Genomic DNA, 23403 nt, shown 5'->3' with positions numbered 1-23403 from the left:
CACCGGGTCGCTCTGGCTGTAACGATAATTCGGATAATAAAATAAGTCACGTCAGGCTGCCAGTGGCACGGCGATTGCAAAGTAATTTATGTTGACTTGTATCATGCTTTGCCAGGAATTAATTTGCGAAGCGAATTAAAATCTTCATACACTCAGTTGCAGGTCCCGGAGCGAATGTTTTTCTGCCTGTTCAGGCGGTGCGCTCTGCAGGCATACGACATAAACAGCCGGTTTATTAGGGGGAAGTAGTGAATATATTAAGTTATATGCAACGGGTGGGACGGGCACTGATGGTGCCGGTCGCGACACTCCCGGCGGCCGCCATCCTGATGGGGGTGGGTTACTGGCTGGATCCTGAAGCCTGGGGTGCCGGAAATGCCCTGGCGGCGTTACTGATAAAATCCGGTTCGGCGATCATCGACAATATGTCGGTATTGTTCGCGATCGGGGTCGCCTACGGTATGTCGAAAGACAAAGACGGGGCCGCCGCATTAACCGGTTTTGTCGGTTTCCTGGTGGTAACGACCCTGTGTTCACCGGCGGCCGTGGCGCTGATTCAGAAAATCCCGGTCGCCAGTGTTCCCGCGGCCTTCGGCAAGATCAACAACCAGTTCGTCGGTATTCTGGTCGGTGTGCTTTCCGCCGAAGTGTATAACCGCTTCAGCCATGTGGAACTCCCGAAGGCCCTTTCTTTCTTTAGTGGCCGACGACTGGTGCCGATCCTCGTCTCTTTTCTGATGATTCTGGTCGCTTTTATACTGATGTATGTCTGGCCGGTGATCTTTGGCGGCCTGGTCTCCTTTGGCGAACATATACAGAAAATGGGCGCGGTGGGGGCGGGGATTTATGCCTTCTTTAACCGCCTGTTGATCCCGGTCGGTCTGCATCATGCCCTGAATTCGGTATTCTGGTTTGATGTTGCCGGTATCAACGATATCCCTAACTTCCTCGGCGGCGCTCAGTCTATCGCCGATGGTACCGGCATTGTCGGCATCACCGGTCGTTACCAGGCCGGGTTCTTCCCGGTCATGATGTTTGGTCTGCCGGGAGCCGCACTGGCAATATGGCGTTGCGCCCGGCCGGAAAACCGCGCCAAAGTCGGCGGCATTATGCTGGCAGCAGCCTTTGCGGCGTTCTTTACCGGGATCACGGAGCCGCTGGAATTCTCCTTTATGTTCGTGGCGCCGGTCTTATTTGTTATTCATGCGGTATTAACCGGCCTCTCTGTGTTTATCGCGGCGCATATGCACTGGATAGCCGGGTTTGGTTTCAGTGCCGGGCTGGTTGACCTGGTGTTATCGACCCGTAACCCGCTGGCCACTCACTGGTATATGCTGATCCCGCAGGGGCTGGTGTTCTTTGTTATTTACTATCTGGTCTTCCGGTTCACTATTCTGAAGTTTGACCTGAAAACGCCCGGCCGGGAACTGGCCGTCAGCGGTGATGAGTCCGACGGCTATGATGAGGATGTTAATCTCTCTGCCGGCGATGAGTCAGAAACGCAGACCCTGGCCCGTCGCTATATCGGTGCGGCCGGCGGCTCAGAGAACCTGACCAACATTGATGCCTGTATTACCCGCCTGCGCCTTGGGGTCGGGGATGCCGGTAAAGTGAATGATCAACTGGCAAAACAACTCGGTGCGGCAGGGGTCATCCGTCTGAATAAGCAGAGCATTCAGATAGTGGTCGGTACCCGTGCGGAAAGCATCGCCAGTGCGATGAAAACCGTGCTGGCGAAAGGGCCGGTACCGGCGGCTGCGACGCCCGGCCGTCCCGTTAAGGTGGCCGGACCGGAAATGGCGGTACGCAATACGGACAAACCCGCCGCCTCTGTGGTAGCGAGACTGGTCGCTCCGGTCAGCGGTGAAGTGATTGCGCTCGACGCGGTGCCGGATGAGGCATTTGCCTCCGGAACGGTCGGGGAGGGCGTGGCGATTCATCCTACCGGCGACACGGTCGTGGCCCCGCTGGCCGGTACCCTGGTGAAAATTTTTGCAACCCGTCATGCTTTCTGCCTCGAATCTGCCGAAGGCGCGGAAATCATCGTCCATATGGGGCTGGATACGGTGTCGTTGCAGGGCGAAGGATTTACCGCGTTGGTCAATGAGGGCGATGTGGTCACTGCCGGTCAGCCGGTATTGAAGATGGATATTGAATATCTGCGACAGCATGCCCGTTCGATGATAAGCCCGGTGGTGGTCAGTAATAGTGAGGATTACCAGGGCCTGAACCTCCTGGCGACAGGTCAGGTGGTGGCGGGTGAAACACCGCTGTATGAAATAAAAGGGTAATCCCGTTCCCGGAGACCGAAGGCAGGAAGTGATTCCTGCCTTTTTTTGTTGTTGTTTATCAACAAACGGTTGTTTCCCGACGCTGCTTTGTGGATCATATCCGGTAACTTAACGGGTGACCTGCCCTGATATACGTACTGAGGATATTGAGATGAGTGAGGCAGAAGCCCGCCCAACTAACTTTATTCGTCAGATTATTGACGAAGACCTGGCGAGCGGTAAGCACAACACTGTGCATACGCGTTTTCCACCTGAGCCGAACGGCTACCTGCATATTGGCCATGCGAAATCTATCTGCCTGAATTTCGGCATCGCGCAGGATTATCAGGGAAAGTGCAATTTACGTTTTGATGATACTAACCCGGTCAAAGAAGATGTTGAATTTGTCGAGTCAATCAAACGTGATGTGCAATGGCTGGGATACCAGTGGGATGACCAGATCCATTATTCGTCAGATTATTTTGAAAAACTGTATCAGTATGCCGTTGAACTGATTCAGAAGGGACTGGCTTACGTTGATGAGCTGACCCCGGAACAAATCCGTGAATATCGGGGGTCGCTGACTTCTGCGGGTAAAAACAGCCCATACCGTGACCGCAGCCCGGAAGAAAACCTGGCGCTGTTCCGGAAAATGCGTGACGGCGGATTTGCCGAAGGCACCGCCTGCCTGCGTGCGAAAATCGATATGGCGTCCAGCTTTATGGTAATGCGTGACCCGGTACTGTATCGGATCAAATTTGCCGAACACCATCAGACCGGTAATCAGTGGTGCATCTACCCGATGTACGACTTTACTCACTGCATTTCCGATGCGCTGGAAGGGATTACGCATTCACTCTGTACACTGGAATTCCAGGACAACCGTCGTTTGTACGACTGGGTGCTGGATAATATTTCCATTGAGGTCCACCCGCGTCAGTACGAGTTCTCGCGTCTGAATCTGGAATACGCGGTGATGTCCAAGCGTAAACTGACACAGCTGGTGGCAGAAAATATCGTCGAAAGCTGGGATGACCCGCGTATGCTGACCGTGTCAGGTCTGCGTCGTCGGGGTTACACGGCCGCGTCTGTTCGTGAGTTCTGCCGTCGTATCGGGGTAACCAAACAGGACAATATCGTGGAGATGGCCTCACTGGAATCCTGTATTCGTGATGACCTGAACGAAAATGCGCCGCGTGCCATGGCGGTGCTGGATCCGGTCCGCGTAGTGATTGAGAACCTGCCGGAAGGTCACAGTGAAGTCATTACCATGCCGAATCATCCTAACCGTCCGGAAATGGGCACCCGTGAGGTGACTTTCAGCCGTGAAGTGTGGATCGATCGTGCTGACTTCCGCGAAGAAGCGAATAAACACTACAAACGTCTGGTGACCGGTAAGGAAGTACGTCTGCGTAATGCGTATGTGATTAAAGCCGAACGCGCAGAGAAAGACGAAGACGGTAACATCACCACTATCTATTGTCAGTGTGATACAGACACGCTGAGCAAAGACCCTGCCGATGGCCGTAAAGTAAAAGGTGTTATCCATTGGGTCTCTGTCAGTGCCGGTTTACCGGCGGAATTCCGTCTGTACGATCGTCTGTTCAGCGTGCCTAACCCGGGGGCCGAAGAGGATTTTCTGTCGACAATCAACCCGGACTCACTGAATATCCGTCACGGTTACGTGGAACAGAGCCTGCAAAATGCAGAGGCCTCTTTCCCGTATCAGTTTGAACGTGAAGGTTACTTCTGTGCCGACAGCGTTTATTCCGGTCCGGAGAAGCTGGTTTTCAACCGCACCGTCGGGCTGCGGGATACCTGGGAAAAAGCCGGGGTCTGAGTCGCCATCACGCAGGAAAACGCCACCCCGGTGGCGTTTTTTTTTTTATCTGAAAATAAGGCCGAATCCTCCGGCATCCCGCTTTGGCATTATCTGCCGGTCCTGCCGTTTATCGCCACTCCTTCCCTGAATTTCTTTTTGTGAAGCTAATCATAGAACACTGATCTGCTTTTAAAAATTGTTGATAATTTTCGTCGCGAAAAATACTCTGCATTGACGCCGAAGCAATAATGATCAGCAGACGCTGAGATTATTGCTGCTGTTCCGCAGACGCATCAGATAATACAACGGACGTGATTATCAGGAAGAAACCCCTCCTATGGATAAAGGATATCCGGGTGACAGGGCGCGCAGGTTATGTATTTTGCTGTCCTGCAGTTTTATTTCACTCTCTCCGGAAAGTTATGCCGGAGGTTTTTTTGAAGACAGCGCGCTGACCGGTGATATTTATTACTGGCAACGGGAAAGGGACCGTAAAGCACCGGGGCAAGGTCAATATCAGACTAACCTTTCGCACGGTACCTGGAACGGGCAGCTCGATTTTTCTTCCGGCACGGTGGCCGGGATTTTCAGCGCAGATATCGCGGCATTCACGGCCATAGAAATGCTGGAATCCTCCGCCAGCGCACATCCCAATGAAATTGCTTTTTCCTCCTCTGACCGGGCGTATTCTGAAGCATGGGCAGGGGATAAAAGCGGTATCAGCCTGTATAAGGCTTTCGCCACCCTGCAATATCGTCCGTTTACGCTGCATGCAGGCTACCTTCAGCCGCAAGGACAAAGCTTACTGGCCCCTCACTGGAGCCTGCTGCCTGGTACTTACCGGGGGGCAGAGGTCCTGTTTTCTCCGCAGAATACCGGGGCAGGGAATCTGAAATTATCCTACATGTGGACGGACCGTTATAAGGCGCCCTGGCATCTGAAAATGGATCGTTTTTACAAAAATGACAGGAATAGCCGTATTGCTTATCTGCACTCTCTGGGAGCAGAGTATGATTTCAGCAATGGCCTGGTCGTTGAAAGCGCGATGGGACAGGCAAAAGATTATCTTAATCAGTACATGGCTAAAACCCGTTATACGGTCGATCTGGCGGGGTCACCACTGACAGCTTCCTACCAGTTTTACGGGGCAAAACATCAGCATTCGCAGGATGCCGCTAACCCGTTGTATCAGGGAATGGCCTGGTTGCAGGCGATCACCCTGGCGTATCGCTGCGGGCCGGTTAGCTGGCGGGTTGAAGCGACACAGGTTAGTGCAGCGGGACGGCAGGGTTATTTCTTACAGCGAATGACACCCACTTATGCGTCATCGAATGGCCGGCTGGATATCTGGTGGGATAACCGTTCTGATTTTAATGCTCACGGTGAGAAAGCGGTGTTCATTAGCGGAATGTATGATTTAGCGCACCTTAAGTTACCCGACCTGACTGTCGGTGCCTCTTTCGTCTATGGCTGGGATGCCAGACCTTCTTCGGTCAATGACTCGCCTGACCACTGGTATCGTGCCGGCAATCGCCTGCGGGAATCGGCGTGGAGTCTTGAAGGAATGTATACCGTGCAGGAAGGACGGGCAAAAGGCACGTTCTTTAAATTACATTTTACCCGTTATCACAATCATTCCGATATTCCCACCGGGGCCGGAGGCTACGGAAATATATTCCAGGATGAAAAAGACATTAAATTTCTGATGGGTGTGCCTTTTACACTGAAATAGTGAAGGGGTGAGAATGTACCGGCTCAGGAGGGCATCTGTTTTCTATCATTATGAGAGTAAAGGGATTTATTTCAACGGCTGAGGCAGGCAGTTTTCAGTCAGTGCAGACGACACTCTGCCGGAGAATAGCGAGCCTTTTCCGGCCGTAAGCCCGCGGGCGGAGTGGCAACAAGAGAACACAAGCCTTCACCGGGACTTTCACGCGACTCTCCCGGTGTTATCAGTTAACGATTAAGGATAATCAGTGATGTTAACCCGTAAATGTGTTTTATCCGCAGTGATCGCCACGATATTCATGTCAGCCTCTGCCCTGGCGGATCAGCAGGTGATTGATCAACTAAGTCACCTGGGCGTCAGGGTGGCGGTGAAAGATAATCTTGCCGCGCAGCACGGGGTCAATTGTGCGGCATTGGGCGCGGACTGGGGAGCCTGCTACCAGGCCACAATAACTCTCACCAATCCCGGCGCGGCTCTGCAAAGCCATGACTGGGCTATCTGGTTTTCAGGGATCCGTCAGGTACTCGCGACAGGTAATGACCAGTTTAAAATTACCCATATTGTCGGCGATTTACATAAAATTGAGCCGACAGCCGCGTTCCGGGGATTCCCGTCCGGAGGATCGGTCGTCTTACCGGTGGTGAATGAATACTGGCAGCTTTCCCTTACGGATGTGTTACCCCGCTGGTATGTCACCTCTTCACAGGGGACGCCCAAAGTGATTACGGCAACGGTGACCGAAAAGCTGTCAGATATCACCACATTGCCCGCCACACAATGGAAGCGGACCCCGGATGACGCCAATATTCTGATGACCGCAGAAAACCGCTATATGAAAAACCAGGCAACATCGCCGGTATCGGCGGCAGAGTTACGCGGCCGGATCCTTCCGTCACCGCGTCGCGTGGATATCACCGCAGACAATGTCAGCCTGAAGCAGGGGATAGCCGCGGACTTGCGGGTTTTACCGGCGGACAGTGCCCGCGTGATCACCGAAGAGTTTCGTGCGGCCGGTCTCCGCACCGGTGGCAGATTCCCGGTGAACACTGCGATTGATCCGGCGGGGTTCACCGATGAGGGCGTTAAGGAAGGTGCCTATCGGTTACGGATCAGTCAGGAGCGCGCCGTCATTACCGGCTATGATAGCCGCGGTGTTTTTAACGGCTTACAGTCGCTGATGCAACTGATACCGCCAATGGGAGAACCGGTGATCCCTGTCATGAGCCTCAGCGATGCGCCACGGTTTGCTTACCGCGCTGTTTTTATCGATGTCGCCAGGAATTTTCATTCAAAGGCGGCCATCCTGCGTACCCTGCAGCAGATGTCGCGGTATAAACTGAATATCCTGCATTTACACTTATCCGATGATGAAGGCTGGCGGATTGAGATCCCGGGACTGCCTGAACTGACGTCTGTCGGGGCAAAACGCTGTCATGATTTGTCTGAAACACGCTGTCTGTTACCGCAACTGGGATCCGGCCCTGATACTTCGACAACCGGCAGCGGTTACTTCAGTCGTCAGGACTACATTGAGATCCTCCGCTATGCCAGGGCACGGCAGATCACGGTGATCCCTGAAATCGATATGCCGGCCCATGCCCGCGCGGCTGTCATCGCCATGGAAGCACGGTATAAAAATCTGATGGCCGCGGGCAAAGTGCGCGAGGCAAACCAGTATCGTTTACAGGAAGATGGTGATGACTCCAGGGTGACCACCGTACAGTTTTATGATCGTACCAGCTTTATCAATCCCTGCCTGCCCTCCGCGCAACGCTTCGTCCGAAAAATCATGAATGAACTTATCGCAATGCACCGGGAAGCGGGGCAGCCGCTGGAAACCTGGCATTTTGGCGGGGATGAAGCAAAAAACATCTATTCGGGCCCGGGGTATACCGATAAAAATCATCCGCAACCCGGCAAAGGCCAGCGTGATTTGAGCCTGCAGGATAAGCCGTGGGCGAAATCTGCCAGTTGCCGTCAGCGGATCCAACAGGGAGAGGCCGGTGACTTTACGCAGCTGCCCGGCTGGTTTGCATTACAGGTCAGTCAGTGGGCGAAATCGGCAGGGCTTAAAAACATGCAGGCCTGGCAGGACGGACTGAAAGCGATTCCTTCAGCAGGTCAATTTGCGACAGAGACCGTAGCCCTGAACTTCTGGGATACGCTGTATTGGGGCGGGGTCAACTCTGCCAGTGAATGGGCAGAGAAGGGGTACCGGATCATTATTTCTTCCCCGGATTATCTCTATCTTGATATGCCTTATGAGGTTGATCCGCAGGAGCCCGGTTATTACTGGGCGACCCGGTTTACTGATGAGCAGAAAATTTTCACATTCTCACCGGACAATCTGGCCATGAATGCAGAAACCTCCACCGACCGTGACGGTAAAGCCTTTTCTGCCACAGGTCAGGGCAGCTGGCCGGGGGCAGCGGGGATGTCGGCCCAGTTATGGAGCGAAATCGTCAGAACCGACGAGCAAATGGAATACCGGTTATATCCAAGACTGCTGGCCGTGGCAGAAAGGGCCTGGCATCAGGCGGACTGGGAATTGCCCGGTCAGCAGGGGCAGGCCTTCGAAAAAGGAAAAACCCGGCAGGTGAATCAGCAACAACTGCAGGCGGACTGGAACCGCTTCGCGACACTTCTGGGACGGTCGGTATTGCCGGGGCTGGATACCGCCGGTATCCGCTACCGGATCCCGGTGGCCGGAGCGCGTATCCGCAACGGCGTTCTGGAGGCAAACACCTCTCTGCCTGGCATCAGAATTGAATACTCTGTCGATGAGGGGCAGCACTGGAGAAATTATCAGCCACAACAACCTCCGGCAGTCGCCGGGAAAGTGCTGGTCAGGACCCGCAGTCCGGACGGGCGCCGTAGCGGAAGAGTGGTCAGCCTTCAGGCTGGCTGATGACCGCCACCCCCGCATTGCTGCGAAAGTGGCGACGGTTTGCGGATTATTTTTTCAGTTTACTGAGAGGGCTCAGCGATGCCGGCTCCCGGAGAGAAACAGGATCCTGTTCCGGCAGCGCGGCTTCCCCCGGGGTATAAGGCCGCAGCCTGCGGATCCGCGGACGAAGGATCACACCCGGCATGGCGCGTAACTTACGGCGTAACTGATTTTTAGCCGGACGTTCGTGATAGAGCTTAAGAACAATGACCGAGAAGGCCAGTAATGCGGTTAAACCGTTGGCTGTCATTACCGGCACATCACCGACGCGGAACCCGTACCAGGTCCAGCAGGATACGCCGAAAAACAGTGCAGACCACATACCCAGCGACAGGGCTTTGGTATCCCGGTTACGGATAATATGCAGTACCTGCAGAAAAAACGAACCGGTCGTCACCCAGGCCGCGACGGTACCCAGGGCCACGGGCCAGGGGGAGAGAAAATAGGTCGCAAGCAACGCCAGCATGGCGGTAACCACAACGATATAGACACTTTTCATTGCTTGTCGTCCCCCATTATCGTCAACTGTTGCTGCATATCGTCAATCGTTCGGGTCAGATCCGCGATGAATTGTGGCTCTCCGGCCAGAGACCCTAATAACTTTTGCTGACCGGCGAAGGCGGCCACCGGATCATCGCTGGCAAAAACTGCCCGGAAATCGACGCTGTCATTCGCCCGATCCTGATACTCAAAGGGCAGGGTATTGTTTGCATATTTCTGCATAAACAGGAAACAGAGCGCCACCAGGCGAAGCGTTGCCTGCGGCGTCTGCTGTTGCTGATAGCGTGCTTTCAGGGTCGGAACAATAAATTCATGCAATTTGGCAATGCTGTCGGAGGAAACCCGCTGGCAGGTGTCACGTACCCGTTCGTTACCAAAACGCTGCAGCACCGTCTGACAGTAGCGGTTTAAATCGATCGGTGAGTCACCCAGGGCCGGAATCACGTCCTGGCTGACATACTCAGTGATCCACTGACGGACTTCAGGTAACAGGCTCTGGTCAATATATTCCTTACCGAGTAACCCTCCTGCCCAGGCGATACCGCTATGGCTGGCATTAAGAACGCGGATTTTAGCTTCTTCATAAGGGATGACATCGTCCACGAACTCCACGCCTGCCTTCTCCAGCGCCGGACGACCGGCAATAAAATCATCGCGCATGACCCATTGTGTGAATGACTCACAACTGACCGGCGCATTATCATCCTTGATCCCCTGCGCCCGCAGGCGCTGCAGCAGACCGTCATCTGACGCGGGAGTAATACGGTCAACCATTCCGTCCGGCGTACTGATGTTCTTTTCCAGCCATTCAGCTAATGCGCCATCTTCACGGGCGGCAACAAATTCTGTTAAACCGCGACGGAAACTTTCACCGTTACTGCGAAGGTTATCGCAACTCAGCAGCGTGACCGGACCTGCATTATTTTCCCGCCGTGCAGACAGGATCTTATAGAGAGCACCATACAGGGTAACCGTGTCTGCGGTACCGGCAAGATCACTTTGTATAGGTGCTGCATTCAGATCCAGATGGCCGTCGTCTGTCAGGAAATAACCGCCTTCGGTCACGGTAAAAGAGATGATTCTGGTGTCAGGGCGGGAACCTTCGCTGACTAATGCCTGTAATTGCGGGTCCCAGAGGATGACGTTGTTAATAACTGAGAGAGTTTTGTAGGCGATATTGCCTTCAGGAGAAATAACTTCGAGAGTGTAACGTCCTTGCTGCTGTTCGAGATGTTTCAGTGTCTGCTGTGTGCTGCTGTTACGAATATTGGCCAGAGAAACAGACCAGAGGGTATCCCCGCTTTCATGTAACTCATTCAGATACCAGCACTGATGAGCCCGATGAAAAGCACCTGCACCAAGATGCAGCCAGACCGATTGTTCAGTTCTTTTTGTAGTCAAATGCATTCCTTAATCTGTAACAGATAGTCATGATGTTACTGGTAACCTTACCATGAAAATCCGGCAGATTAAAATTGCCACAGAGGAAAGCAGGGGAGAAAGGGCAGGGACGGGGCTGAAAAACCGGTACAGAGACCTTTAAAATCAAAGGGTTTTAGTCATAAGAAAGCGCTATGGTTCATCGGGGTAATAAAAAACCGCGACAGGGTCACGGTTTTGAGAAGACGATCGGTCTGTCACCGACAGAAGACATTGACCGCTGAGAGGCGGCCTGGTACGAAACAAATAAGAAGAACGCTTATTTATCGTTATGTAACGTGTCGTCTTCGCGGCAATCGCCGGTGGTGCAATGACCATACAGGTAAAGACTGTGGTTGGTCAGCTTAATGCCAAATCGTTTGGCAATTTCACGCTGACGCTGTTCAATTGACTCATCGCTGAACTCAATAACCTTGCCACAATCCAGGCAAATCAGATGGTCATGGTGCTGCTGTTGGGTCAATTCAAAGACTGACTTACCGCCTTCGAAGTTATGACGCGTGACGATACCCGCATCATCAAACTGGTTCAGTACGCGATACACCGTCGCCAGACCAATTTCTTCGCCCATATCGATCAGGCGTTTGTACAAATCTTCCGCACTGACATGATGGCATTCAGGTTCCTGAAGAACTTCCAGAATTTTCAGTCTCGGAAGCGTGACCTTCAGACCAGCCTTTTTCAGTGCGGAGTTATTGTCAGTCATGCAGTTGTTGTCCTGTTACTTTTGAAAATGACTTTGGCAAAGCGCCATGAAGTTCGGTAATGACCTTATTTTTTTAGGTCCATTATAGAACCGAAGTATCGAAATTGAAACAACAGGTCCGGGCCGGTTTTCCCTGAGGAAAAATCGCGGATCACCGCAAAATGCAGGCCTGCCAGGGATAGTGACAATCTGATACAAAAAAGATATTCCCGGAAATCGCACCCACGTAAAAACTGATGCACAGATGCCGGGAAAAATAGCTCAGAGCCCGCCGGTCATTTTAGCCGGCTCTGCAGATGCTGAAGTGAACACTATCACAACTGATACAAAAAACCCTACTAAGCGTTGAGGATTTCTTTCAGCTGCAGTTCATCGGAAATCTGGACGACCCACTGGCTGACACGTTCGTTGGTCAGTTCTGGCTGGCGGTCTTCATCAATGGCCAGGCCCAGGAAGTGTTTATCATCGGCCAGTCCTTTAGAGGCTTCAAAATGGTAGCCTTCTGTCGGCCAGTGCCCGACGATGACCGCACCTTTGGGTTCGATGATGTCGCGCAGTGTCCCTAATGCATCACAGAAGTATTCCGCATAGTCTTCCTGGTCGCCGCAGCCGAACAGTGCCACCAGTTTGCCGTTAAAATCAATTTCTTCCAGCGTCGGGAAGAAATCATCCCAGTCACACTGTGCTTCACCGTAATACCAGGTCGGGATCCCCAGCAACAGAATATCGAAAGCGTCCAAATCTTCTTTGGTACTTTTAGCGATGTCGTGCACTTCAGCAACGTCTTTACCCAATTGTTTCTGGATCATTTTTGCGATGTTTTCAGTGTTGCCGGTATCGCTGCCAAAAAAGATGCCTACGATTGCCATGTGGGGTTAACCTCTTGAATCTTCGAATCAGATGAATGTAATTTCAGTACAGATGCGCGAATAATAGCAGACCTGAGATATGTGCGGTACTTGTAAACGAGTCAGATTTATCCCTGAGTGCGCAACACAGACTCAATTCTGTTTCAGTTGCGCCAGGATGATTTGTTCGATGAGTTCGCTGCGGCTCAACTGCTGTTCTGCCGCCAGTGAATTCAGGGCATCGACCACTTCACTGTTCATTTTAAGCTCTACCCGCTGTAATCCGCGCACTCTGTCCCGTTTTAGCTGGTTGCGTTTATTTATACGTAACTGTTCGTCACGGGAAAGCAGACTGGTTTTGGGGCGACCGGGTCTGCGTTCATTCGCGAATAAATCGAGCGTAGTACGATCCGTATTTTCTTTTGCCATGATTTTTGAAACTGAACACCTGCGATGTATCAGATACACGCAGCATAGTGATGAATGAATACGGTTATCATGTTAAAAGCACACGATAAAATTTTAGCGCGCAATCATACTCCAGTGAGATGACAGACGCCAATGTTAAAACGCGCCCGGTCAGCGGATTTCAGGCTACGGGCAGAAAACGTTGCACCGCGCTTATCACCGCATCGGGTTTTTCTGCATGGACCCAGTGACCGGCCCCGGCAATTATATGGGCTTTCGCCGCAGGAAATTGCGCCAGAAGGGGCTCGCGATAGTGATTATCCAGATACGGGGATAAGGCGCCCCGGATAAACAGGGCAGGGCCAGGCCAGGCAGGACATGCTTCCCAGCCGGAGATGGTCGTATAATTATCCCACAGGGCCGGCACATTGAATAACCACTCCCCCTGGCGGAATGACTTCAGCAGGAAATTAACGACCATCTCCTCCTGCAGAAGCGGGCGCATCAGTTGCGCCGCAGCTTCCCGTTGGCGGATGCCTGCGTCGCTGACGGCCTGAAGTGCGGCAAAAATGGCATCATGCCGGTGGGTCTGATAATTGACGGGCGCGATATCAATAATGACCAGACGGTTGATCCGCTCCGGTGCCAGCGCTGTCATCGCCATCGCTATTTTGCCACCCATCGAATGACCTATCACATCCACCTTATCCAGCTGGTGGCTATCCAGCGTCTGCAACATATCCTGTGCCATCGCCGCGTAGTCCATCCCGGCGGCCCGCGGAGAACGGCCATGGTTACGAACGTCCACCTGTAAGACACTGCGGTGCGGATGCAGGTGACGGGCCAGCACGCCCAGGTTATCCATACTGCCAAAAAGGCCGTGGATCAGCAGAACCGGGGATGATTCTTCATCAATTTGTGCAGATTGCAGACGACTGTTTAAAATCATGGCAAAGTTCTTACGGTTGCAACCCTGGCTTAGGGTATCATTGGTGACTATTCAGGAAATCCGGCAGGGGATTCTAAGGCATATTCTGACTTTTACCTGAACGGTAATTCAGTTCTACCTGCTTGTCTCTGTTTAATTTTATAATCAACTGGTAATTTACCGGGGCAGAATATCAGATTATTTCCGGTATACTGCCATTATTCGGAATTTTACATTAGCCATAACAGTACGGAAAAAGATGAAAACGATTGAAGTAGACGATGAGCTTTATCGCTATATTGCCAGCCATACACGTCATATCGGCGAAAGTGCCTCCGATATTTTGCGCAGAATGCTTAAGGTTTCTGAGCAGGCAATCACTGATACCCCCGATGAGAAGGCTGACAGTAAGGAAACTTCGCTACTGGCCAGTGCGCGTGTTGAATCGCGTCCGCAGGATCGTGTTCGTACCGTGCGTGAGTTGTTATTGTCCGATGAATACGCGGAACAAAAGCGCGCTGTTAACCGCTTTATGATGGTGCTGTCGACCCTGTATCGTCTGGACCCTCAGGAATTCCGTCAGGCAACCACGACGATGCAGGGACGTACACGCGTCTACTTCGCGGGTGATGAGCAGACGCTGTTACAGAGCGGTACGCATACTAAACCAAAACATATTCCGGGAACACCTTACTGGGTGATCACCAATACCAATACCGGCCGCAAATGCAGCATGATCGAACACATTATGCAGTCGATGAAGTTTCCTCAGGAACTTGCTGACAAAGTTTGCGGGACTATTTAATCCGAACTTAGCGTTAGGGAGAAACGGCAATGGCCAGTCACCCACGGGCAGGACAACCTGCTCAACAGAGCGATCTTATTAATGTCGCGCAACTGACATCACAGTATTATGTGTTGAAACCGGATCTGTCTGACAATGATCATGCGGTGAAATTCGGGACCTCCGGTCACCGTGGCAGTTCCGCGCGTCAGAGTTTCAATGAGACGCACATTCTGGCGATTGCCCAGGCAATTGCAGAAGAACGCAGCAAAAACGGGATTACCGGGCCTTGCTATGTGGGTAAAGATACCCATGCGTTATCTGAACCGGCGATGATCTCCGTGCTGGAAGTTCTGGTCGCCAACGGGGTGGAAGTGATTGTCCAGCAGGACAATGGTTATACGCCGACTCCGGCCATTTCTAACGCTATCCTGCAGCATAATCAACATAGCTCAGTGCTGGCCGATGGTATTGTGATCACGCCATCACACAACCCGCCGGAAGACGGAGGGATTAAATATAATCCACCGAATGGCGGACCGGCCGATACCAATGTCACGAAAGTCGTCGAAGCCCGGGCGAATCAGTTAATCCGGGACGCTTTAAAAGACGTCAAACGTATGACCCTGGCGGAAGCTAAGGCCAGCGGACGTATCCGTGAAGAAGATTTGATCCAGCCCTACGTCGAAGGACTGGCCGGGGTTATCGATTTTGACGCCATTAAAAAAGCGAACCTCACGCTGGGTGTGGACCCACTCGGTGGCTCCGGTATTGCCTACTGGCAGCGTATCGCGGAACATTATCAGCTGAATATTACGCTGGTAAATGACGCCATCGATCAGACCTTCCGCTTTATGCATCTGGATAAAGACGGTGTGGTTCGTATGGATTGTTCGTCTGAATGTGCAATGGCGGGACTGCTGGCGCTGCGCGACAAGTTTGACCTGGCGTTTGCCAATGATCCGGATTATGACCGTCACGGTATTGTCACACCGTCCGGGCTGATGAATCCAAACCATTATCTGGCGGTAGCGATCAATTATCTGTTCCGCCATCGTCCGCAGTGGTCCGCCGACGTGGCCGTCGGTAAGACACTGGTCTCCAGTGCGATGATCGACCGGGTGGTACAGGATATTGGTCGTCAGCTGATAGAGGTTCCGGTCGGCTTTAAATGGTTTGTTGATGGCCTGTTTGAGGGCAGTCTGGGATTTGGCGGCGAAGAGAGTGCCGGTGCCTCTTTCCTGCGCTTCGACGGTACGCCGTGGTCAACGGATAAAGACGGGATCATCATGTGCCTGCTGGCAGCGGAAATCACAGCGGTTACCGGACTGAATCCACAACAGCACTATGATGCCCTGGCGGATAAATTCGGTTCTCCGAGTTATAACCGTATTCAGGCCCCGGCCACCACGGCTCAGAAAGCGGTATTGTCGAAATTATCACCGGAAATGGTGAGTGCGGATATTCTGGCCGGTGACCCAATCACCGCCCGCCTGACCGAAGCTCCGGGGAATGGCGCGGCGATCGGTGGCCTGAAAGTCATGACCAAAAACGGCTGGTTTGCCGCGCGTCCTTCCGGCACCGAAGATGCTTACAAGATTTATTGTGAGAGCTTCCTGGGAGCAGAACACCGTGAGCAAATCGAAAAAGAAGCCGTCGATATCGTCAGTGAAGTCCTGAAGAACGCCTGATGGCGGTCCGACGATAAGATGAACAAAGCGCCCGTTGGGCGCTTTTTTTTGGGGAAAAAACCGGGAAAAGCGATAGCGGGAGATCTTTTCTGTTATTGGCGTTATACTCCAAACCTGTACAACTTTAAAAGTGAGGTACAGGTTTATGACCTATTCTCCGCTCATCGGAGTTCTGACCGCGCAGTCCCGGGACAGTGCCATGACACGCCTGGCGGCTGGTTTACCTTCCGGGTTCCGGCTGAAGCACATCACAGTACAGGATTTTACGTCACTGGTGAACCGCGAACATGCACAGCATCCGCCACTGACCAGCCGACAGAAATTAACGCTCTGGCCCGTCAACGGGATTATTGTGTCTCAGCAGGTGAGCCGGACTGAGTATGAAAGCTTGTCCGGGCCGGCGCCTTCTCTGCCGTTGACAGATGAAACGGCTATCGCTCGTCCGGAACAGCGACAGCAGTTTCTGGAGTCAGTGGCAGTGCGTGCGGAATTTGATGCCCTGTGTGACGGAGAACTGACCGCAAACCGTCTGATGCAGTTTCATACCTGCTATAAGTATCAGTTACTGGCGCATTCCCAGCCGCTGTATCGTCAGTCAGGGCCGCTGGTTGCCGGCATGTCTGACTGGCCATCGCTGGAAGCCTTTGCGCTGGCGTATCGCAGTAAGCTGATGGAAATTCTCAGCTGTCCTGCGACGCGTGAAAATCATACCAATGTACTGATGCATATTCAGGGATACTTCCGGCCGCATCTCAGCGGGCAGCAGAGACAAACTCTGGCGGCGCTCATCGATAATTACCGTCGCGGAGAATTGCCGCTGTCAGCGCCGGTGGCAGAACTGAAGCGCTACCTTTCTCTCTACCCACACAGCTGGTTGTCATCCCAGCGTTATCTTTTTCCCCGTCTGCCATCTGTCGCAGAAATCTCACTGCAAACGGAGGACCTGTGAAGACTCATCTCGTCTGGCTAAGAAATGACTTACGTCTGAATGATAATCCTGCACTCTATGCGGCCTGCCAGCAGGCGGATGCCCGGGTGATAGCCCTGTACATTGCCACTCCGGGGCAATGGCAGCAGCACGATGTGTCCGGCCGCCAGCTGTCGTTTATTCGTGACAGTCTGCAATGCCTGAGTGAAGACCTTACGGCGCTGGGGATCCCGCTGTTGTTTGCTGCCTGTGATGATTTTACGCAGAGCGTGGCAGAGTTATCCGCTGTCTGTCACCGGTATGAGGTTTCTCAGGTTTTTTATAACTACCAATATGAACTGAATGAACATCGCCGTGACCGGCGGGCAGAGGAGAAACTCGCGGAAGAGGATATCGTGATCCAGGGGTTTCATGACGGAACCCTGGTTCCTCCCGGCAGCGTACTGACCGGAAAAGGGACGATGTATAACGTCTATACACCCTTCAGCAAAGCTCTGGTTAAAATGCTCTCACGTGAACTTCCGGAGTGCTATCCCGCACCTGACAAGCGGGCACATCCGGCAGATATTCAGGCAGATGATATCCCGTCACTGAGTGAGCAGAGCCGCGACTATGACAGAGAAAGCTTCCCCCCCGGCCATCGGGAGGCCCTGCAGCGCCTGCGTAAGTTCAGTCAGCAAGGCGCTACAGAGTACCATCGTCTGAGAGACTTCCCGGAACATGCGGGAACCAGCGTGTTATCTCCGTATCTGGCCACCGGGCAGGTTTCGGCCCGGCAGTGCCTGTTACGTATCCTTCATGACCACCCCGAAGCCCTGTCCGGCGGGAATGCCTACAGCTGGCTGAATGAAATTTTCTGGCGCGAATTTTATCTGCATCTGCTGGTGGCCTACCCGGCATTGTGTCGTCATCAGCCCTTCACCGACTGGACGGCACATGTCCGCTGGCGGAAAGATGATAAACAATTACAGGCCTGGCAACAGGGTAAGACCGGGTTTCCGGTGGTAGATGCTGCCATGCGGCAGCTGAACGAAACCGGCTGGATGCATAACCGGCTACGGATGATTGTCGCCAGTTTCCTGGTGAAGGATCTGCTGATCGACTGGCGGGAAGGGGAACGGTATTTTATGTCGCAATTGCTGGATGGTTCGCTGGCCGCCAACAACGGCGGCTGGCAGTGGGCGGCCTCCACCGGCACCGATGCTGCACCGTACTTCCGCATATTTAACCCGCAGCTACAGGGGGAGCGCTTTGACCCTGCCGGTAATTTCATCCGGCGCTGGATCCCGGAGCTGTCCTCTGTCCCGGATAAGGCTATCCATGATCCGGTTAACTGGGCGAAAAAACAGGGTAAAACACTGGATTATCCGGCACAGATTGTTGATCATAAGCAGGCACGTCAGACGACTCTGCAGGCCTACGAGGCTGCCCGGAAGCACAATCCATCCCCCGGAAAATGAGAAACAGCATGAATAATACCCGGCTTGAGCAATTGATCCATCAGCAACTGAACAGCCACAGTTTCAGCGATTATGCACCCAACGGTCTGCAGGTTGAAGGCCGTCCGGAAGTGAATCGGGTGGTCACCGGAGTGACCGCCTGTCAGGCCTTACTGGATGAGGCGGTAAAATTACAGGCAGATGCCGTGATCGTGCATCATGGTTATTTCTGGAAAAATGAGTCACCGCTGGTGAAAGGGATGAAGCGTCAGCGCCTGCGCACCCTGTTACTGAATGATATCAATCTGTATGGCTGGCATCTTCCTCTGGATGCCCATCCTGAGTTGGGCAACAATGCCCAACTGGCGAAGCTGCTCGGTATTCAGCCGGAAGGTGAAATCGTTCCGCTGGTGCCTTATGGATCACTGACCACGCCGCTGAGCGGTGAGGCGCTGAAAGCACTGATTCAGGATAAGCTGGGTCGTGAACCTCTCTATAGCGGCGATAATGCCCCCGATACCATCACCCGTATCGCGTGGTGTACCGGCGGGGGGCAGGGCTTTATCGATGATGCGGCCGATTTTGGTGTTGATGCATTTATCACCGGTGAGGTGTCGGAGAAAACTATCCACGTTGCCCGTGAGCGTGGCCTTCATTTTTATGCGGCCGGTCATCATGCGACCGAGCGCGGAGGTATCCGCGCCCTGGGAGAATGGCTGAGCGCACAGCACGGTTTGCAGGTCACGTTTGTCGATATCGACAACCCGGCCTGAGTTTTCCTTTACGGGGCTGGCCGCACCGGAGATCACCGGGGTAGGGCCAGCCCCGGTTCATCCTGATTTCACCGGCAGTGATCATCCGCTTAGCGTTCGCTTACCGTTTACAGGACGGCTTTAACGGCTTATCTCCTGATCCTTATGTTTTTGCTTTCCCGGCCAGCCTGTTTACTCCCTATGGTCTGTGGTTTCCCCGGTGGGGACCCGGAGTGATCACTTTTTTCGCAGAGAGGGTGGACCTTTCCGGACTGCGTCTCTTATTTTCGCGTAATTTCTGCTGCCCGGCTGTAAAAACCAGCGATACTCTTCCTGCTCCCTGATACGGCCGTTTCCCTCAGGCCAGCCTGTTTATTCCTTATGGTCTGTGGTTTTCCCGGTGGGGGACCCGGAGTGCACCGCCTTTTCGATAGAGCCTTTTTATCGGCGACGTTCATCCCCTGTTCACTGAAGATATTACGTTTTCTCTCCCGGGGAGGGCTTCATCATTTAACCGTATGTCACTGAATTATTAAAAGTGTTGACACAAATCCCTCAGTTTCGGATAACGTTAGGACGGAATTACAGGTGTCTGCGGGCACGACAATGGCTTTAGTGGCCTGCGTTTTTAATGTGGAGGCAGGTGGTGCAGCAAATCAGATATTACATGCTGGGAGAACAGGCACTGGTTATGGAGTTATCTCCTCCGATCTCCCTTGAATCGCAGCAAAAAATTTGGGGAATGGCACGGCAACTGGAAAAGGAACAAGGGGTCCGGCAAGTCATTCCCGGCATGAATAATCTGACCGTTATTCTGCAGGCTATCCCGGCAGATAGCAGGGCCGCGCTGGCCGGACTTCGTGAGCAATGGGAAAACAGCTCTGCGGCTATCCCTGAGTCGCGGACCGTCACTATCCCGGTGATCTATGGAGGGGCCGCGGGGCCGGATCTGGCTGAGGTAGCCCGCCATTGCCAGCTCTCTCCCTCGCAGGTCATTGAAAGACACAGTGCTGCGCTCTATACCGTCTATTTTATCGGTTTCCAGCCCGGGTTCCCTTATCTGGGCGGGCTGGATGTCAGTCTTCACTGCCCGCGCCGGGCTGAACCCAGGGTCTCGGTACCCGCAGGGAGTGTCGGGATTGGCGGAAGCCAGACCGGCATTTATCCGCTACCGACACCGGGGGGCTGGCAGCTTATCGGACAGTCCACGTTATCTCTGTTTTCGGCGCAACGTACGCCTCCGGTTCTGCTGGCTCCCGGCGATACCGTACGCTTTGTGCCTCAAAAGGAGGGGCAATGTTAACTATTCTGCGGGCCGGTATGGCCACGTCGGTTCAGGATGCCGGACGCTTTCACTACAGCCAGTCCGGGGTCAGCCTGAGCGGAGCCCTGGATTTACCCGCCATGCAGACGGCGAATCTGCTGGCAGGTAACCCTGAGAATAGCGCTGTCCTTGAAATAACGTTCGGACAGGCTCAGTTCAGTTTTGGTCGTGACAGCTGGTTTGCTCTGACCGGTGCAGGCTGTGAGGCCGAACTCGAAGGTAAACCTGTCTGGACGGGGTGGCGTATTTTTGCCAGAGCCGGACAGGTGCTGACATTGCATCGGGCACTGCGCGGAGTACGAAGCTACCTGGCGATCAATGGCGGCTTTGATCTTCCGGAAGTGATGGGATCGGTCAGTACGGATCTGAAAGCCGGGTTCGGTGGCTGGCAGGGACGCTATCTGCGTGACGGGGATCAGTTACCGCTGAATCTGCCGACCCGGGAGTTTTCACACAGCGCCGGAGTCAGGCAGTTACTGTGGGGAAATCGCGTGCGGGTCATTCCGGGGCCTGAATACCATGAATTCAGCCGCGAATCCGGTCAGGCATTCTGGCGTACCGGCTGGACCTTATCTGCGCAGAGTAACCGGATGGGCTACCGCTTACAGGGCCGGCAACTCCACCGGCCGGGCGGCCGGGAATTATTATCCCATGCGGTGCTGCCGGGTACGATACAGGTCACCAATGGCGGGCAACCGGTGGTTCTGATGGCGGATGCCCAGACGACCGGGGGGTATCCCCGGATTGGGGTGGTGATTTCGGCGGATCTTTATCACCTGGCACAGATCCGTCCGGGGGAACCCATACATTTTGTTCACTGTACCCCTGAAGACGCAGGACTGGCCACACAACACCAGCAGCATGTGCTGGAAATGATGAAATGGGGACTCTCAGAGAGATGAAAATAGACTTAAATGCAGACCTGGGCGAAGGCTCAGCCAGCGATGACCAGTTGCTGCAACTGGTCAGCTCAGCCAATATCGCCTGCGGTTTTCATGCCGGTGATGCGTCCACCATGCTGCAATCTGTACGACTGGCAAAACGCTACGGGGTGCAGGTCGGCGCCCATCCTTCGTTTCCGGATCGTGAGAATTTTGGCCGGACAGCGATGACGTTACCGGCATCGGAGGTTTATGCGCAGCAGCTTTATCAGATCGGTGCGTTAAAAACCATTGCCGCCAGTGAAGGTATGGCGTTAGCCCATGTGAAACCCCACGGTATGCTGTATAACCAGGCGGCGGGTGACAGGCCACTGGCCGACGCGATCGCCCGGGCGGTCGCCGCGATTGATCCGGGTCTGATTCTGGTCGGGCTGGCCGGCAGCGAATTAATTGCCGCGGGGCGGCATTACGGTTTAGCAACGCGTGAGGAAGTGTTCGCGGACCGGGGATATACCGCGCAGGGCGAGCTGGTCCCTCGCGGAGCACCCGGTGCCTTACTGGCTGAGGCCAGTCAGGCCATCACACAGACTCTGCAGATGATACAACAGGGAGAGGTGACCGCGGTGAGTGGTGAGCGTGTTCATGTTACCGCGCAGACGGTCTGTCTGCATGGCGATGGTGAACATGCACTGTTGTTCGCCCGCGAGTTATGTGCCGCTTTTCAGCGGGAAAATATTACAATCACTGCACAATAGCCTGCCCGCCCGGAGGCCGCAAAGGCACATCAGGCTCTGTGCATCGCGGCCATCCCTGCAGGTAATATTATGATTCATATTAGTAATGGCAGTCACGTTGACAGTACTGCCATTCTGTTCGAGGCTTAAAGAAACATTCTGATAACAGGAGTTTCTGATGGCTGAACAAGAAAATTTTCTGAGTGACCTGACCGGTTCTTTCTCTTCACCTTGTGCCGAAAATCCCACCGTCGCAGTGATGGAAGCTGCCTACCAGCATCAGGGCATCCCGGCCCGCTATATCAATTGTGATGTCGGTAAAGCGCAGCTTGAACAGGCGGTGGCCGGAGCCAAAGCCATGGGCTGGCGGGGCTTTAACTGCTCCATTCCCAATAAGCAGGCCATTATTGAGTATATCGACGAACTGGGCACCTCAGCCAAAGTCATCGGTGCCGTTAACTGTGTCATTATCCGTGACGGTAAACTGACGGGAGAGAATACCGACGGCAAGGGATTTGTTGAGGCATTAAGTGAGCAGATTGACATCAAAGGTAAAACGCTGGCCTTGCTGGGGGCCGGAGGGGCAGCCCGCGCAATTGCTGTGGAATCGGCATTAGCCGGGGCAAAAGAAATCACTATTATTAACCGTGATAAGCAAAAAGGTCAGGAGCTGGTGGATCTGATCAACGATAATACTGAGGCTAAAGCGACTTTTACCCCCTGGACGCCAGGATTACGGATTGATCCGCTTCCGGATATCCTGGTGAATGCGACCTCGGTCGGACTGGATGATGCGAATGCCATTCCGGACATAGAGACGGAAAGTCTGGAAAGCTCGTTGTTTGTTGCTGATGTTATTCCGAATCCACCACAGACGGCGCTTTTACGAAAAGCTGCGGATAAAGGTTGCCGGACACTGAATGGATTAAACATGCTGGTGAATCAGGGCGCATTAAACCTCACCTACTGGTTCGATAAAGAGGCAGATAAAGAACCTATGCGTAAAGTTTTACAGAAACTCTTCACCGGCTAATCCGGCCGGAAGAGGGGAGAGCTGACCGGCTGGCTGGTTCCGGAGGCTCTTCCGGGGCTGGCCTGCAGGGCTGAGCACTGAGATCCGTGTTGTTCCCTGCATGGCTTCCTTTGTGACAGACCGCTGTTACTGTCGGGATTGTCGGGAGATTGGGTATCTGCCTGCCTCCGTCGGGCGTTATTAAGGACAGGAACTGTCTGGCCGGAAGGAAAAACACCTCCGTCCGGGAGGTGTTTTG

19 protein-coding genes are annotated in these 23403 nt (G+C 53.5%); 13 read left to right on the top strand and 6 right to left on the bottom strand.

Going from position 1 to position 23403, the window contains the following annotated elements; translation table 11 throughout:
* Window positions 1-254 precede the first annotated feature (254 nt).
* From nagE to JK223_RS14470, 4 genes are all read left to right on the top strand, one after another.
* Entirely contained in the window at window positions 255-2291 is a 2037-nt protein-coding gene (nagE, locus tag JK223_RS14485) for an N-acetylglucosamine-specific PTS transporter subunit IIBC (protein WP_212714880.1), read from the top strand.
* A 151-nt stretch (window positions 2292-2442) separates the two neighbouring features.
* Entirely contained in the window at window positions 2443-4110 is a 1668-nt protein-coding gene (glnS, locus tag JK223_RS14480) for a glutamine--tRNA ligase (protein WP_212714871.1), read from the top strand.
* Between the two features lie 319 nt (window positions 4111-4429).
* Window positions 4430-5824: an OprD family outer membrane porin gene (locus JK223_RS14475; RefSeq protein ID WP_212714870.1), complete on the top strand. Its 1395-nt coding sequence runs from the start codon at window positions 4430-4432 to the stop codon at window positions 5822-5824.
* Between the two features lie 247 nt (window positions 5825-6071).
* A complete protein-coding gene (locus JK223_RS14470) occupies window positions 6072-8729 on the top strand; it encodes a family 20 glycosylhydrolase (RefSeq protein ID WP_212714869.1) in 2658 nt (885 codons plus the stop codon).
* Window positions 8730-8775: 46 nt separating this feature from the next.
* Here JK223_RS14470 and JK223_RS14465 read toward each other — a convergent pair whose 3' ends face one another.
* The 6 genes from JK223_RS14465 to ybfF form a co-directional block, all read right to left on the bottom strand.
* Entirely contained in the window at window positions 8776-9267 is a 492-nt protein-coding gene (locus tag JK223_RS14465) for a SemiSWEET family sugar transporter (RefSeq protein ID WP_212714868.1), read from the bottom strand.
* Window positions 9264-10670: a D-arabinitol 4-dehydrogenase gene (gene dalD, locus JK223_RS14460; protein ID WP_249213636.1), complete on the bottom strand. Its 1407-nt coding sequence runs from the start codon at window positions 10668-10670 to the stop codon at window positions 9264-9266. The genes JK223_RS14465 and dalD overlap by 4 nt, the downstream gene beginning before the upstream one ends.
* Window positions 10671-10968: 298 nt before the next feature.
* Complete coding sequence (gene fur, locus JK223_RS14455; RefSeq protein ID WP_025902138.1) at window positions 10969-11415, bottom strand: ferric iron uptake transcriptional regulator; 447 nt, start codon at window positions 11413-11415, stop codon at window positions 10969-10971.
* 338 nt (window positions 11416-11753) lie between these two features.
* Window positions 11754-12284 (bottom strand): flavodoxin FldA, encoded by a 531-nt coding sequence (gene fldA / locus JK223_RS14450; RefSeq protein ID WP_212714866.1) that lies wholly within the window; start codon window positions 12282-12284, stop codon window positions 11754-11756.
* A 132-nt stretch (window positions 12285-12416) separates the two neighbouring features.
* Window positions 12417-12692 carry a LexA regulated protein gene (ybfE, locus tag JK223_RS14445; protein WP_212714865.1) on the bottom strand — a complete coding sequence of 92 codons (276 nt, stop codon included), beginning with the start codon at window positions 12690-12692 and terminating at the stop codon, window positions 12417-12419.
* 160 nt (window positions 12693-12852) lie between these two features.
* A complete protein-coding gene (gene ybfF, locus JK223_RS14440; protein ID WP_212714864.1) occupies window positions 12853-13620 on the bottom strand; it encodes an esterase in 768 nt (255 codons plus the stop codon).
* Between the two features lie 238 nt (window positions 13621-13858).
* Here ybfF and seqA point away from each other — a divergent pair, with 238 nt between their 5' ends.
* The 9 genes from seqA (at window position 13859) to aroE (ending at window position 23165) form a co-directional block, all read left to right on the top strand.
* Window positions 13859-14404, top strand: a complete 546-nt coding sequence (seqA, locus tag JK223_RS14435) for a replication initiation negative regulator SeqA (RefSeq protein ID WP_212714863.1) — start codon at window positions 13859-13861, stop codon at window positions 14402-14404.
* Between the two features lie 29 nt (window positions 14405-14433).
* Window positions 14434-16074: a phosphoglucomutase (alpha-D-glucose-1,6-bisphosphate-dependent) gene (gene pgm, locus JK223_RS14430; protein ID WP_212714862.1), complete on the top strand. Its 1641-nt coding sequence runs from the start codon at window positions 14434-14436 to the stop codon at window positions 16072-16074.
* 145 nt (window positions 16075-16219) lie between these two features.
* Window positions 16220-17023, top strand: a complete 804-nt coding sequence (locus JK223_RS14425; protein ID WP_212714861.1) for a DUF1722 domain-containing protein — start codon at window positions 16220-16222, stop codon at window positions 17021-17023.
* Entirely contained in the window at window positions 17020-18462 is a 1443-nt protein-coding gene (phrB, locus tag JK223_RS14420; RefSeq protein WP_212714860.1) for a deoxyribodipyrimidine photo-lyase, read from the top strand. Before JK223_RS14425 ends, phrB begins: the two co-directional genes overlap by 4 nt.
* A gap of 8 nt (window positions 18463-18470) precedes the next feature.
* The gene (locus JK223_RS14415) at window positions 18471-19214 is read left to right on the top strand and encodes a type 2 GTP cyclohydrolase I (protein WP_212714859.1); all 744 of its coding nucleotides are present in this window, start codon (window positions 18471-18473) and stop codon (window positions 19212-19214) included.
* Between the two features lie 625 nt (window positions 19215-19839).
* The gene (gene pxpB / locus JK223_RS14410) at window positions 19840-20496 is read left to right on the top strand and encodes a 5-oxoprolinase subunit PxpB (RefSeq protein WP_212714858.1); all 657 of its coding nucleotides are present in this window, start codon (window positions 19840-19842) and stop codon (window positions 20494-20496) included.
* A complete protein-coding gene (gene pxpC, locus JK223_RS14405) occupies window positions 20490-21419 on the top strand; it encodes a 5-oxoprolinase subunit PxpC (RefSeq protein ID WP_212714857.1) in 930 nt (309 codons plus the stop codon). The genes pxpB and pxpC overlap by 7 nt, the downstream gene beginning before the upstream one ends.
* Window positions 21416-22153: a 5-oxoprolinase subunit PxpA gene (gene pxpA / locus JK223_RS14400; protein ID WP_212714856.1), complete on the top strand. Its 738-nt coding sequence runs from the start codon at window positions 21416-21418 to the stop codon at window positions 22151-22153. The genes pxpC and pxpA overlap by 4 nt, the downstream gene beginning before the upstream one ends.
* Window positions 22154-22310: 157 nt before the next feature.
* Complete coding sequence (gene aroE, locus JK223_RS14395) at window positions 22311-23165, top strand: shikimate dehydrogenase (protein ID WP_212714855.1); 855 nt, start codon at window positions 22311-22313, stop codon at window positions 23163-23165.
* Window positions 23166-23403 lie beyond the last annotated feature (238 nt).

Origin of the sequence: Tatumella sp. JGM118 (genome assembly GCF_018257515.1) — a bacterium.
GTDB classification, from domain to species: Bacteria; Pseudomonadota; Gammaproteobacteria; order Enterobacterales; family Enterobacteriaceae; genus Tatumella; species Tatumella terrea.
Note: the sequence above shows the minus strand (reverse complement) of the source record. Positions and strands in the feature narration are given on the sequence as shown.

What these genes read in the sequence shown, in the direction of transcription:
- aroE (WP_212714855.1), top strand. Translation starts at nt 22,311, where the DNA reads ATGGCTGAACAAGAAAATTTTCTGAGTGACCTGACCGGTTCTTTCTCT.
- JK223_RS14470 (WP_212714869.1), top strand. Translation starts at nt 6,072, where the DNA reads ATGTTAACCCGTAAATGTGTTTTATCCGCAGTGATCGCCACGATATTC.
- JK223_RS14475 (WP_212714870.1), top strand. Translation starts at nt 4,430, where the DNA reads ATGGATAAAGGATATCCGGGTGACAGGGCGCGCAGGTTATGTATTTTG.
- pxpC (WP_212714857.1), top strand. Translation starts at nt 20,490, where the DNA reads ATGTTAACTATTCTGCGGGCCGGTATGGCCACGTCGGTTCAGGATGCC.
- pgm (WP_212714862.1), top strand. Translation starts at nt 14,434, where the DNA reads ATGGCCAGTCACCCACGGGCAGGACAACCTGCTCAACAGAGCGATCTT.
- ybfE (WP_212714865.1), bottom strand. Translation starts at nt 12,692, where the DNA reads ATGGCAAAAGAAAATACGGATCGTACTACGCTCGATTTATTCGCGAAT.
- JK223_RS14465 (WP_212714868.1), bottom strand. Translation starts at nt 9,267, where the DNA reads ATGAAAAGTGTCTATATCGTTGTGGTTACCGCCATGCTGGCGTTGCTT.
- fur (WP_025902138.1), bottom strand. Translation starts at nt 11,415, where the DNA reads ATGACTGACAATAACTCCGCACTGAAAAAGGCTGGTCTGAAGGTCACG.
- fldA (WP_212714866.1), bottom strand. Translation starts at nt 12,284, where the DNA reads ATGGCAATCGTAGGCATCTTTTTTGGCAGCGATACCGGCAACACTGAA.
- ybfF (WP_212714864.1), bottom strand. Translation starts at nt 13,620, where the DNA reads ATGATTTTAAACAGTCGTCTGCAATCTGCACAAATTGATGAAGAATCA.
- pxpA (WP_212714856.1), top strand. Translation starts at nt 21,416, where the DNA reads ATGAAAATAGACTTAAATGCAGACCTGGGCGAAGGCTCAGCCAGCGAT.
- seqA (WP_212714863.1), top strand. Translation starts at nt 13,859, where the DNA reads ATGAAAACGATTGAAGTAGACGATGAGCTTTATCGCTATATTGCCAGC.
- JK223_RS14425 (WP_212714861.1), top strand. Translation starts at nt 16,220, where the DNA reads ATGACCTATTCTCCGCTCATCGGAGTTCTGACCGCGCAGTCCCGGGAC.
- JK223_RS14415 (WP_212714859.1), top strand. Translation starts at nt 18,471, where the DNA reads ATGAATAATACCCGGCTTGAGCAATTGATCCATCAGCAACTGAACAGC.
- glnS (WP_212714871.1), top strand. Translation starts at nt 2,443, where the DNA reads ATGAGTGAGGCAGAAGCCCGCCCAACTAACTTTATTCGTCAGATTATT.